General features: G+C 71.8%; 11 protein-coding genes. 8 read left to right on the top strand and 3 right to left on the bottom strand.

Going from position 1 to position 12,571, the window contains the following annotated elements; genetic code table 11:
- Positions 1-16: 16 nt before the first annotated feature.
- On the bottom strand, positions 17-1,660 hold the full coding sequence (locus ACFY0D_RS32230) for a penicillin-binding transpeptidase domain-containing protein (RefSeq protein WP_390801487.1): 1,644 nt from the start codon (positions 1,658-1,660) through the stop codon (positions 17-19).
- 160 nt (positions 1,661-1,820) lie between these two features.
- On the opposite strand from ACFY0D_RS32230, the gene ACFY0D_RS32235 reads away from it, so the two are divergent.
- Positions 1,821-2,369 carry a GNAT family N-acetyltransferase gene (locus tag ACFY0D_RS32235; RefSeq protein WP_390801488.1) on the top strand — a complete coding sequence of 183 codons (549 nt, stop codon included), beginning with the start codon at positions 1,821-1,823 and terminating at the stop codon, positions 2,367-2,369.
- 176 nt (positions 2,370-2,545) lie between these two features.
- Entirely contained in the window at positions 2,546-2,809 is a 264-nt protein-coding gene (locus ACFY0D_RS32240; protein ID WP_390801489.1) for a hypothetical protein, read from the top strand.
- Between the two features lie 319 nt (positions 2,810-3,128).
- On the opposite strand, the gene ACFY0D_RS32245 is transcribed toward ACFY0D_RS32240, so the two are convergent.
- Both ACFY0D_RS32245 and ACFY0D_RS32250 read right to left on the bottom strand, forming a co-directional pair.
- Positions 3,129-3,944 (bottom strand): hypothetical protein, encoded by an 816-nt coding sequence (locus ACFY0D_RS32245; RefSeq protein WP_390801490.1) that lies wholly within the window; start codon positions 3,942-3,944, stop codon positions 3,129-3,131.
- A 677-nt stretch (positions 3,945-4,621) separates the two neighbouring features.
- Positions 4,622-6,391, bottom strand: a complete 1,770-nt coding sequence (locus ACFY0D_RS32250) for a dolichyl-phosphate-mannose--protein mannosyltransferase (RefSeq protein ID WP_390801491.1) — start codon at positions 6,389-6,391, stop codon at positions 4,622-4,624.
- Between the two features lie 142 nt (positions 6,392-6,533).
- On the opposite strand from ACFY0D_RS32250, the gene rsmI reads away from it, so the two are divergent.
- The 6 genes from rsmI (at position 6,534) to ACFY0D_RS32280 (ending at position 12,390) form a co-directional block, all read left to right on the top strand.
- A complete protein-coding gene (rsmI, locus tag ACFY0D_RS32255; RefSeq protein WP_390801514.1) occupies positions 6,534-7,409 on the top strand; it encodes a 16S rRNA (cytidine(1402)-2'-O)-methyltransferase in 876 nt (291 codons plus the stop codon).
- Positions 7,410-7,548: 139 nt separating this feature from the next.
- Positions 7,549-8,052 carry a hypothetical protein gene (locus ACFY0D_RS32260; RefSeq protein ID WP_382548704.1) on the top strand — a complete coding sequence of 168 codons (504 nt, stop codon included), beginning with the start codon at positions 7,549-7,551 and terminating at the stop codon, positions 8,050-8,052.
- A gap of 10 nt (positions 8,053-8,062) precedes the next feature.
- Positions 8,063-8,953, top strand: coding sequence for a TatD family hydrolase (locus ACFY0D_RS32265; RefSeq protein ID WP_390801492.1), 891 nt, complete (start codon positions 8,063-8,065; stop codon positions 8,951-8,953).
- Between the two features lie 115 nt (positions 8,954-9,068).
- Complete coding sequence (locus tag ACFY0D_RS32270) at positions 9,069-10,565, top strand: ubiquitin-like domain-containing protein (protein ID WP_390801493.1); 1,497 nt, start codon at positions 9,069-9,071, stop codon at positions 10,563-10,565.
- A complete protein-coding gene (gene rsmA / locus ACFY0D_RS32275) occupies positions 10,562-11,482 on the top strand; it encodes a 16S rRNA (adenine(1518)-N(6)/adenine(1519)-N(6))-dimethyltransferase RsmA (protein ID WP_390801494.1) in 921 nt (306 codons plus the stop codon). The genes ACFY0D_RS32270 and rsmA overlap by 4 nt, the downstream gene beginning before the upstream one ends.
- Positions 11,479-12,390 (top strand): 4-(cytidine 5'-diphospho)-2-C-methyl-D-erythritol kinase, encoded by a 912-nt coding sequence (locus tag ACFY0D_RS32280; protein ID WP_390801495.1) that lies wholly within the window; start codon positions 11,479-11,481, stop codon positions 12,388-12,390. Before rsmA ends, ACFY0D_RS32280 begins: the two co-directional genes overlap by 4 nt.
- Positions 12,391-12,571: the final 181 nt, after the last annotated feature.

Consider the following 12,571-nt stretch of genomic DNA (forward strand, 5'->3'; position numbering starts at 1 on the left):
CGCCGCCGCCGGCCGGTCAGCCCGCGTTCAGTACCTGGGCGACGATCGGCCCCGCCGCGTCGCCGCCGTGGCCGCCGCCCTCGACCATGGCCGCCGCGGCCACGTCACCGCTGAAGCCGGTGAACCAGCTGTCCGGGCTGTCCCCGGCGCCGCCGACCTCCGCCGAGCCGGTCTTCGCGCCCTTGTCCGAGCCGCCGACCGAGGCCATCGCCTTCTGTGCGGTGCCGCTGGAGGCCGTCAGTTTCATCATGCCGACGAGCTGCTGCTGCACCGAGGACTTCATCCGGCGCTGGGCCGTCGCGATCTTCCGGTCATCGAGCTCCGGCGAGACCAGCAGCGGCTGGCGGAAGACACCGGTGCGCGCGGTCGCGGTGATGGACGCGATGTTCAGCGGGTTCATGGTGATCTTTCCCTGGCCGATGTACCCGGCGGCCTCCTCCGCGCCGGTCGCCACCGGGACCTTGCCGTCGGAGGAAATGATCCCCGTCTTCCAGTCCAGGTCGATGCCGAAGACCTCCGTGGCCTCCTTCGACATCGCGGCGTCGTCGTGCACGTCACGGATCGGCTTGATGAAGGCGGTGTTGCAGGACCGGGCGAAACTCGTCCCGAAGGTGGCGCCCGGCGCCTCGAAGTTGTTCAGGTTGTGGAAGGTGCGGCCGCCCCAGATCACGTCCTTGGTGCACTGCGCGGGCTTGTCGGCGGCGACCAGCCCGCGGTCGATCAGCATCGCCGCCGTCACGATCTTCATCGTGGAGCCGGGCGCCCGCTTGCCCCGCATCGCCGCGTTGAAGCTGTCCTTGCGGTTGTTCGCGACGGCCAGGATGTGGCCGTTGCTCGGCTGGACGGCGACCACCGAGGCCTCCGGGAACTTGGTGACCGCCTGCTCGGCCGCCGCCTGCACCTTCGCGTCCAGGTACGTCTTGAGGGTGCTCGGCTCGCCCTCGACCAGGGTCAGGAGGGTCCGCTTGGGCGCCTCCTTGGCGACCGGCTCGATCCACACCTCGGCCCCGGGCTTGCCGCCCGCCTTGTTGCCGTAGTTCTGGCGCAGCTCGTCGAGGATCTGGCGCAGCGAGGGGTACTTCTCCGCGGTCAGCTCCTCGCCGTTGCGGTCCACGGCCTTGACGGGCGGGCTCGCGGGGGCGCCGGCGCGCAGTTTCTCGTCCTTCTGGAGCTGCGGGTGGATCACCGAGGGCTGCCAGTCGACCAGCGGCTTTCCGCTGTTCAGCCCGCGCACCACGGTCAGCTGGGAGTCGTAGGCCAGCGGCTTGGTGGTGCCCTCGTACGTGATCTCCGCCTCGACCTTGAACGGCACGGTGGTGCCGTTCGGCGTGCCGGGGGTGATCACGGCCTTGGACACGTACGCCTTGGTCTTGAATTCCCCGACCGCGGCCTGCGCGGCCGCGGCGTTGTTCGTCAGGTCGGCGGCCACCCGCTCGTCCCCGGCCGCCCAGGCGGCCAGGAAGGCCTTGGCGGTCTTCGCGGCGTCCTTCTCGCTGACCGGCCCGCTGCCCTTCTCGGCCTGGACGGAGGTCTCGCCGTCCTTGCCTTCCTTCGTGTCCCCGCCGGCGTCTCCCACCAGCGTGTACACCCCGTACCCGGCGCCGCCGAGCATGGCGAGGAACACCCCGCCGATGACGGCACCCTTCGCTGCCCCGTTCACTTGAGTCCTTCCCCCATGGTCACGGTTCCTGAACATGTTCAAAGAACCCTTGGTGCGGACTTTACTCTGTGCAGCGCTCCGGTACGTCATTGTTACCGGACCGGAACATCCGAACGAAAACTCGCTCGGCGCCGGCCGCACCCGTCCCTAGAGTGCCGCTGTGGACCTCACCTACCGGCGTTATGCCGATGCCGATGCCGATGACCTGGTCGCCTTCCTCACCGGGGACACCTGGCCGTTCCACGGCTCGGCCGTGGTCGACCCGGAGCAGGCCCGGCAATGGGCCGCGGAGGGCCGCTTCGACAACGCGGAGACCAGGTCGTTCTGGATCGCCGACGGCGGCGAGACCCTCGGCCTGGTCCGCCTGATGGACCTGGGCGACAGCACGCCCGTCATCGACCTGCGGATCCGCTCCCGGCACCGGGGCCGGGGGATCGGCGGCCACGCGCTGACCTGGCTGACGGGATACCTGTTCACCGAACTCCCGCGCATCCGCCGGATCGAGGGCACCACGCGCCAGGACAACGCGGCGATGCGCCGCGCCTTCCGGCGGTGCGGGTACGTCAAGGAGGCGCACTACCGGGAGGGATGGCCCTCGGCCGACGGTACGGTCCACGACGCGGTCGGGTACGCGATCCTGCGGCGGGACTGGGCCGCCGGTACGACCACGGCCCCCGCGTGGGACGACGAGCACACGCCGGAGGGCTGACACCGGCGCGGCCCGAAAGTGCGTGCACCGGTGCCGTGTTCTAGCGTCGGAAGGGCGAGGGTGACCGTTGCGCCGAGCCGGTCGCCCACCGGAGTGCCCGCTCCCCACCGCCGCCCCCGCCCGCGGTCCGGCGCGTCGGCGGCCGCGTGACCCACCGAGAGAGCAGGTGCATCCGCATGCGTCCGTCGGCTCGTATCCCCAGCATCCTGGCAGGCCTGGCCCTCGCGGTCGGCGGCGCCGTCGTCGCCGCCCCGTCCGCCCACGCGGACGTCAAGGCGTGCGAGCAGTACGTCGCCAAGCACGCCCCGAAGGCCACGGACGGCGCCGGGGAGGCGTGCTACCAGGGGTACATCGGCAACCTGACCAGCTGCAACGCCAGCCTGGTCGCGGTCGGCGCGAGCAAGGACGTCGCCTCCGCGGCCTGCGAGGCGTCCCGCTAGCCCCGACGACGAAGGCCCCGACGCCGTCCGGCATCGGGGCCCTCGTTTTGGCTGCGAGACCCAGGTGTCCAGCCACATGCGGTCGCCGCGCCAGGAGTCCATCGGGAGGGTCTGGCCGTGTAGATGGGGCCAGAAGCAGATGAGGTCTCGTGCCACGGCTGGCGCACGGCCACGACCAGGGCGTTCGGCTCTGGCCGGGGCTGTCTGGGACGGCTTGGGCCGCCTCTGGGCCGTGATCTTGGCGAAGCGGCGTTAGATGGAGGTCGGTTCGGCCGGTTGCGGACTCGCGAGGTCGCGCCTGTTCCACAGTCGCCCGTCATTACCCTGCGTCTATCACGCCTGCGGGCTTCTTCGACCCAGTCGGAGCAGACGCCCACGTTGCGAGTTCTCGCGTCAACTTGGCCTGCAACCCTGGAGTCGTGAGGTGGTCGAGGTTGACCAGAGGGCGGCGACGGGCCAGGCGCCCCTTCGGATCGAGAAAGCCGATCAGTGCCCGCAGTTCGGCGCCAGTAATGACGACTCGATCCCACACCACTGGATCTTGCGGATGGGCACGCCGCAGGAACAGTTCAAGATTGGCGAACCAACTCGCGAACTGAGGGTCATTTCTGTACTTCGTCACGAACTCGGTAAACTCGATTACCGACTCGCGATCCGCTGCGGTCATCGCCTCGCCGATTGCTGTGAGCATTAGGCGCGGAACTGTGGATTTTCCGACATCGGCTGATTGATGGCTGCGAAAATATTGGAAGCTCGACAGTCCCTGGATGCTCCCGTATAGCCGTGCCGTGAAAACTCTTGTGCGGCGGGCTGATTCGATCGGAATGAAGCCGAATCGGCGTTCGATGATGCGGATCCAGCCTAGGTGTTCGCCGAACACGTAGAGAGTGCTGAGCTGGTAGTAATCGTCCTTCTCGAACCATTGCTCCTTCTCGTTGCGCACGAGGTTATTAATGCGGCGCTCCAACTGCTCCGCGGAGCGGAGCAGGGGTGTTGTGAAGCGACTGACGAGATTCCGGGTGTCGCGCCGATGGCCTAGCCTCGGCCCGAGGAGGTCCTCGAACGTGAACTTAATGCCCGCGCCCACGATGCCGCCGACAATCGACGCGATGAGCGCCCATACAGCCGTGCTCACGTCGCATCACCGGCCTTGGGGTCAGCTTGCGGATGACTGGCGCCGTCAATACACCTCCAGCATCAGCCTCGTGATGGGAGCTGGCAAACGCTCCTCTCTGCGCCGCCTTTGGACTAGACCGCTGGTCCAAATGAAATAGACTGGCAGCATTGGGCGGCATTTGGAGCGCCTATAGCTCACACAAGATGGCCCGGAACGCCCAACGACAGGCGGTGCGGCAGCGCCACCCCCACCCCGCAAGAGGTCGCGCGATTCAGCGACGCGCCGCCGACCGCGTGACCAAGGCGCTAGCTCCGCTGCTGGCGGCAGTTAGTCACACCCTTGCTGGCGAGGCGCCCCGAAGAGGGCATCGACTGCTTTCCGCGTGCGCCCCTCGCTGCTAGGCATGAGGTGCGTATCGGAGCCCGGCAATGACTCTCGGAACCCACGGCGTCCTGCTTGCGTGCTGGCGTGGCGTTCGCCGCGGTGATGGGGTGGCCACCGCGCTGCTGTCCCTCTTTTGGAAATGACGCGGAGCGAGGTCGGACCACCCTGACACCAGCAGTGAGGGAGGCATGGCCTCGTGCATCTGGGCCGTCTGTGGGCCGTCGAGAGAGGGCCGACAGACGGCCTGCAACGACTCACGACAACCACGATGGCCCCGACGCTCGTTAGCGTCGGGCCCGTCGATTGCGCTGCTAGACCCAGGTGTCCAGCCACATGCGGCCGCGCCAGGAGTCCATGGGCAAGGTCTGGCCCGTGTAGATGGGCCAGAAGTAGATGAAGTTCCACGCGATCAGCAGGACCAGCACGCCCGCGCCGATCGCGCCCAGCGCCCGGCGGCGCTCGCTCGACCCGGCCGGGCCCAGCAGGGCGCCGATCATCATCGCCACCGCCAGGCACAGGTACGGGACGAAGACCACCGCGTAGAAGTAGAAGATCGTCCGCTCCTGGTAGTTGAACCAGGGCAGCAGGCCCGCACCCAGCGCGCACGCGATCGCGCCCGCCCGCCAGTCGCGGCGGAAGAACCACCGCCACAGCACGTACAGCAGCGCGAAGCAGCCCGCCCACCACAGCAGCGGGGTGCCCAGGGCCAGGACCTCACGGGCGCACTTGCCCGCCGCGGTCGCCGGGCAGCCGTCGGTGCCGGCCTCGGGGGACTCGTAGAAGTAGGAGACGGGCCGGCCCAGGACCAGCCAGCTCCACGGGTTCGACTCGTAGGTGTGCCCCGAGGTCAGGCCCACGTGGAACCTGTAGACCTCGGTCTCGTAGTGCCACAGGCTGCGCAGCCACTCCGGCAGGAACCCCAGCGAACTGCCCTGGTCGTACTTGGCCGCCCAGTCGCGCAGATAGCCGCCCTTGCCGTTGTCCGGACTGAGGATCCAGCCCGACCACGAGGCCAGGTAGGTGGCGATCGCCACCGGCACGGTGGAGACGAAGGCGGGCAGCGCGTCACGGCGCAGCATCGAGGCGTACGGAGCACCCGCGCCCGCGGTGCGGCGCGCGGCGGCGTCCCACAGCACGGTCAGGACGCCGAAGAAGGCGAGGATGACGAAGCCGTTCCACTTCGTGCCCCCGGCCAGACCCAGGCAGACGCCGGCCAGGATCCGGTACGGCCGCCAGCCCAGCCGCAGCGTCTCGGCGATCTTCACGTCCGGCCGGGTCCGGCCCTCCTCGTCCACCGGCAGCGCGTCCGCGAGCCGGGCTCTGGCCCGGTCACGGTCGATGAGCAGGGCTCCGAAGGCGGCCAGCACGAAGAACATCAGCACCAGGTCCAGCAGCGCGGTGCGGCTCATCACCAGGTGCAGGCCGTCCACCGCGAGCAGCGCGCCCGCCAGGCAGCCCAGGAAGGTCGAGCGGAAGAGGCGGCGCCCGATCCGGCACAGCATCAGCACCGACAGGGTGCCGAGCACGGCGGTCATGAACCGCCAGCCGAAGGGCGTGAAGCCGAACATCCACTCGCCCAGCCCGATCACCCATTTGCCGACGGGCGGGTGCACGACATAGCCCGGGTCGGCCGGAAGGGCGACCGCGTCCGGGTTGGCGAGGATCGAGGCGTCGATGTCCTTGGGCCAGCTCGCCTCGTAGCCCTGCCGGATCGTGGCCCAGGCGTCCTTGGCGTAGTACGTCTCGTCGAATATCACCGCCTTCGGGCTGCCCAGGTGCACGAACCGCAGCACCCCGGCGACGAGCGCCACCAGCAGCGGCCCCACCCACGAGGCGATCAGCCGCCAGGTCCCCCATACCTGGGGCGGCAGCCCGAAGGTCATCCACAGCTGCTTGGACGGCCTGGTGTACGGGGGCACCAGGCGGGTGCGGACGTCCGCGCGCGCGGAAACGGCGGCGGGCGGCACGTAGCCGAAGCCGCGCAGCCGGCGCAGCCAGGTGGGCGGCTCGTCTTCGCGTCCCACCGATGAGGCGGGCGGGGCCCCCGCGGGGCTGGGCGGCGGCGTCGCGGTACTGGTCACCGGCACATCGTAGGGAAGAGATCTGTGTGCGCCACCAGTGGCGGGGGGCGGCGGGCCACGGGGCTGAGAGGATGGGCGGGTGACGACTGACCAGCCCCGCGGTACCGAAGCCAGCACGACAGCAGCCACGGCCGGAGGCCTGATGGGCACGCTCGTGCTCGCCGGCACCCCCATCGGCGATCTCGCGGACGCGCCGCCGCGTCTGGCGGCCGAGCTGGAGCGGGCCGATGTGATCGCCGCCGAGGACACCCGGCGGCTGCGCCGGCTGACCCAGGGGCTGGGCGTGCACACCACCGGGCGTGTCCTGTCGTACTTCGAGGGCAACGAGTCGGCGCGCACCCCGGAGCTGGTCGAGGCCCTGGCCGGCGGGGCGCGCGTACTGCTGGTGACGGACGCGGGCATGCCCTCGGTCTCCGACCCCGGCTACCGGCTGGTCGCCGCCGCCGTGGAGAAGGACATCAAGGTCACCGCCGTCCCCGGGCCGTCCGCGGTGCTCACCGCCCTCGCCATGTCGGGGCTGCCGGTGGACCGGTTCTGCTTCGAGGGGTTCCTGCCGCGCAAGGCGGGGGAGCGCCTGGGCCGGCTGCGCGAGGTCGAGGGCGAGCGGCGCACGCTCGTCTACTTCGAGGCCCCGCACCGGCTCGACGACACCCTGGCCGCGATGGCCGAGGTCTTCGGCGCCGACCGGCGGGCCGCGGTCTGCCGGGAGCTGACGAAGACCTACGAGGAGGTCAAGCGCGGTGGGCTCGGCGAACTCGCGGCCTGGGCCGCCGAAGGGGTGCGCGGTGAGATCACCGTCGTGGTCGAGGGCGCCCCGGCCGCCGTGCCCGGAGATGTGGACGACGAGGAGCTGGTGCGCCGGGTACGGGTGCGCGAGGAGGCCGGCGAGCGGCGCAAGGAGGCCATCGCGGCGGTCGCGGCCGAGGCCGGCCTACCCAAGCGCGAGGTGTTCGACGCTGTGGTCGCGGCAAAGAACGCGGCACAAAAGGTGCCGTCGGTCGGTAAAGAGCTAGCCTGAAAAGCAAAGCTCAGACCGCGCACCGGGCGCTTTTGACATGAGTCGCCCAAAGGCCGTCCAACAGTAGACAGGGCCTGATGCGCTCCCGCCCGTTGAGGCGTCCACTGGCAATGGCACCAGTGGAACAAGAGGAGCTGGCATGAGTGAGATCGCAGACACCCCGGTACCCGTCCCCGCCGCAGTCCCTGTCGCTGTGACCGCTTCCGACGTGCACACCGTGCACGAGGCCTACTCCTTCGCGTGCATGAGGTGCGGGTACGGCTGGGAGCAGGCGTACGCGATCGAGCACCACGTCGACGGCAAGGGCGAGCCGTTCATCATGTACAAGGTCAACGGCGAGCGGGTGCCCTCCCCCCTGTCCAACCCGACCTGCCTGAACTGCGGCGGACACGTCGTACGGATCATGCGGGCCGGGCAGGTCTCCTCGGTGCTGGGCATGATCGACCACATCTACCACCACCAGATCGCCCCCGGGATCGCCGGACCGGTGCCGGCCGGTGCGAACGTCCCCCGGACGCCGAAGCCGCCGAAGCAGCGCAGGCCCGCCCGGTCGCACGCCTCCCCGGGGCCGGTGGCCGCCGACCCGGCCGGGGAGCGCCGGGGCCTGCTCTCCCGTCTGAAGGGGCTCTTCCGCCGGTCATAAGATCGGCCGTATGAGCACACGCGTGGAGAAGACGCAGCCCAAGGACGCACCGCCGCCGCTGCCCGAACCCCTCCGGGTGGCGGTGGCGGACTCGCACACCCACCTCGACATGCAGGCGGGCACCGTCGAGGAGGGCCTCGCGAAGGCCGCCTCGGTGGGCGTGACCACCGTCGTCCAGGTGGGCTGCGACGTGAAGGGCTCCCGGTGGGCCGCCGAGACCGCGGCCGCGTACGAGAACGTCCACGCGGCCGTCGCCCTTCATCCGAACGAAGCGCCGCGGATCGTGCACGGCGATCCGGACGGCTGGTCGCGCCAGGGCGCCCGGGCCGGCGGCGGCGAGGCCGCGCTGGACGAGGCGCTCGCCGAGATCGAGGCGCTGGCGGCCCTCGACCACGTCAAGGCGGTCGGCGAGACCGGCCTGGACTACTTCCGCACCGGACCGGAGGGCATGGCCGCGCAGGAGCGTTCCTTCCGCGCGCACATCGAGATCGCCAAGCGGCAGGGCAAGGCGCTGGTCATCCACGACCGGGACGCCCACGCGGACGTGCTGCGCGTCCTGCGCGAGGAGGGCGCCCCCGAGCGGACGGTCTTCCACTGTTACTCCGGGGACGCCGACATGGCCCGCGAGTGCGCCGCCGCCGGGTACTACATGTCCTTCGCCGGGACCGTCACCTTCAAGAACGCCGCGCCGCTGCGGGAGGCCCTGGCCGTGGCCCCGCTGGAGCTGGTGCTCGTCGAGACGGACGCGCCCTACCTCACCCCTGCGCCGTACCGCGGACGGCCCAACGCGCCGTACCTCATTCCGCTGACGGTCCGGGCGATGGCCGCGGTCCGCGGCATCGACGAGGACGCGATGGCCACCGCGCTGGCGGCCAACACGGCCCGCGCCTTCGGCTACTGATTCCCCGCCCGCTCCAACACGCTGAGTAGCCGTCCCGCTTTGGAGCGTGACGACTCCTCCGCTAGGGTGCCGTGCCCGCACCAGAGGGTGCCGGATCACCAGTGGAGCGAGCGTCGTGAGCGATACGCAGGGCAGTCACCGCCGTGGCGGTCCCGTCCCCGAGGCGTACGAGGCCCAGCCCTTGGCCCAGCCCGTGGCCTGGCCGTCCGGTACGGGGGATCCCGGGCCCGCCGCGTGGGACCCGGAGTCCCAGGCCCAGGCCCCGGTCCCGGCCCCGGTCCCGGCCCCGCGCGGCGGGCGCCGCCGCCGGGCCGGTCTGTCACCGGCCGAGCTGTCGGAGGCCGACACCCTGGCCGCGGCGCCCGTCGCGCCCGGCTCGGGCCGCCGCAGGGCCGCGGCCCCCGTGGCCGTGGCCGTCGACGTGGCCGTGGACGTGGCCCCGGCCGCACCCGCCGCCCCCACCCCCACGGTGCCGGGCCGCCGCCGCGCCCGGGGCCGCGGCGCCCCCGTCGAGACCCTCGGCGGGAACTGGCGGCGGATCGTGCCGCAGGCCCTCGTCGTCGCCTTCCTCGCGGGCGGCACCACGGCCTTCGTCGCCGCCGACAAGGCTGTACGGCTCACCGTGGACGGCGTCCCGCGCAACCTCCACACCTTCGCCGACGACATCGGCGAGCTGCTCGCCGCCGAAGGCCTCGGCGTCGGCCCCCACGACCTCGTCGCCCCCGCCCCGGGCGAACGCCTCGACGACGGCGAGGAGATCGTCGTCCGCTACGGCCGCCCCCTGCACCTGACCCTCGACGGACAGCAGCGCCAGGTGTGGACCACCGCCCGCACCGTCGAGGGCGCCCTGCGCCAGTTCGGCATCCGTGCCGAGGGCGCCCACCTCTCCGCCCCCCGCACCGCCCCCGTCCCGCGCGCCGGGCTGGCCCTCAGCGTCCGCACCGAACGCAGCGTCACCTTCATGGCCGACGGCCGCGAACGCACCATCCGCACCAACGCCGCCACCGTCCAGGAGGCCCTCGACCAGGCCGGCATCACCCTCCAGGGCCAGGACACCACCTCCGTACCGCCCACCGACTTCCCGCGCGACGGCCAGACCGTCACCGTGCTCCGCATCACCGGCACCCGCGAGGTCCGCGAGGAGCGGATCCCGTACGAGACCGAGAAGCTCAAGGACCCCGAGCTGTTCGCCGGCACCGAGGTCGTCGAACGCGCCGGCCGCCCCGGGGCGCGCAGGGTCACCTACAGCCTGCGCACCGTCAACGGGGTCCGGCAGAAGCCGCGGCCCATCGCCGACGAGGTCGTCCGCGAACCCGTCACACAGCTCGTCAAGGTCGGCACCAAGGCGCTGCCGAGCTCCGTCGCCGGCGCGGACGGCCTCAACTGGGCGGCCCTCGCCCAGTGCGAGTCCGGCGGCCGCCCCTCCGCCACCGACGCCTCGGGGACCTACGGCGGGCTGTACCAGTTCGACGTCCGCACCTGGCAGGGCCTCGGCGGCAGCGGACGCCCGCAGGACGCCTCGGGCACGGAGCAGACGTACCGGGCGAAGAAGCTCTACGTGCAGCGGGGGGCGAGTCCGTGGCCGCACTGCGGCCGTACGCTTTACCGGTGAGCACCGCAGAGCAGCAGCCCGAGAACACCGAGAACACCTCCCCCGCCGCGCCCGACGCCCTCCTCGGCCCGGCCGACATCAGGGAGCTGGCCGCCGCCCTCGGCGTACGCCCGACGAAGCAGAAGGGGCAGAACTTCGTCATCGACGCCAACACGGTCCGCCGGATCGTGCGCACCGCCGAGGTCCGCCCGGACGACGTGGTCGTCGAGGTCGGTCCGGGGCTCGGCTCGCTGACGCTCGCGCTGCTGGAGGCCGCGGACCGGGTCGTCGCCGTGGAGATCGACGACATCCTCGCCGCCGCCCTGCCCGCCACCATCGAGGCCCGGATGCCCGCGAAGAAGGACCGCTTCGCGTTGGTCCACTCCGACGCGATGCTGGTGACCGAACTGCCCGGCCCGGCGCCGACCGCGCTCGTCGCGAACCTGCCGTACAACGTGGCCGTGCCCGTCCTGCTCACCATGCTCGACCGCTTCCCGACCATCGAACGCACGCTGGTGATGGTGCAGGCCGAGGTCGCCGACCGGCTGGCCGCGGAACCGGGCAACAAGGTCTACGGGGTGCCCTCCGTCAAGGCCAACTGGTACGCGCACGTCAAGCGGGCCGGCGCCATCGGCCGCAAGGTCTTCTGGCCCGCCCCGAACGTCGACTCCGGTCTCGTCTCGCTGGTGCGCCGCACCGAGCCGATCAAGACCACCGCCACCAAGGGCGAGGTCTTCGCGGTCGTCGACGCCGCCTTCGCCCAGCGCCGCAAGACGCTGCGCGCCGCACTGGCCGGCTGGGCCGGCTCGGCGGCGGGCGCGGAGGCCGCGCTGGTCGCCGCCGGTGTCTCGCCGCAGGCCCGCGGCGAGTCCCTGACGGTCGAGGAGTTCGCGGCGATCGCCGAGCACAAGCCGGCGGCGGAGAGGCCCGCACTGTGAGCGCGCACCAGGCGTCCGTGACCGTACGGGTCCCCGCGAAGGTCAACGTCCAGCTGGCGGTGGGCGCGGTCCGCCCCGACGGCTTCCACGACCTGGCCAACGTCTTCCTCGCCGTCTCCCTGTACGACGAGGTCACCGCCACCCCGGCCGACACCCTGACCATCACCTGCACCGGCCCCGACGCCGACCAGGTCCCCCTGGACCGCACCAACCTCGCGGCGCGCGCCGCCGAGATCCTCGCGGCCCGGGCCGGGATCGAACCCGCCGTCCACCTGCACATCGCGAAGAACATCCCGGTCGCGGGCGGCATGGCGGGCGGCAGCGCGGACGGTGCGGCGGCCCTGCTGGCCTGCGACACCCTGTGGGGCCTGGACACCCCGCGCGCCGAGCTCCTCGACATCTGCGCGGAGCTCGGCAGCGACGTCCCCTTCAGCCTCGTCGGCGGGGCCGCGCTGGGCACCGGCCGCGGTGAGCTGCTCACGCCGGTCGGGGCGGGGACGTTCCACTGGGTCTTCGCGGTGGCCGACGGCGGGCTGTCCACCCCGGCGGTCTTCCGCGAGTTCGACCGCCTCACCGCCGACACCGCGGTCCCGGCCCCCGAAGCCTCCCCGGCGCTGCTGGCGGCCCTGGCCTCGGGCGACGCGGACGCGCTGGGCGCCACCTTGGCCAATGACCTCCAGGCCGCGGCGCTTTCCCTTCGGCCGCAGCTGGCGCGGACGCTGGCCGCGGGCGTGGACGGGGGCGCGCTCGCCGCGCTGGTCTCCGGCTCGGGGCCGACGACGGCGTTCCTCGCCGCGGACGAGGAAGCCGCCGCCAAGGTCGCTGCCGCGCTCGAAGCCTCCGGCACCTGCCGGGCCACGCGCGTGGCCTCCAGCCCGGCCCCCGGAGCCACGGTCCTGCCGTCCTGACCCCGCGGGCCGTTGCCGGGGGCCGGCCCCCGGACCCCCGCGCCTCAAACGCCGGCGAGGCTGAATGAAATTTCAACCGCGCCGGCGATTGAGGCGCGGGGTACGGGGGCGGAGCCCCGGGCCGGTACTCAGGCCGGAGTTGAGTACCCGCACCCTGTCGGGAGACACCCGGCAGGGGAGA

The sequence above is a fragment of the Streptomyces sp. NPDC001502 genome (genome assembly GCF_042894785.1).
In the GTDB taxonomy this organism is placed as follows: domain Bacteria; phylum Actinomycetota; class Actinomycetes; order Streptomycetales; family Streptomycetaceae; genus Streptomyces; species Streptomyces kutzneri.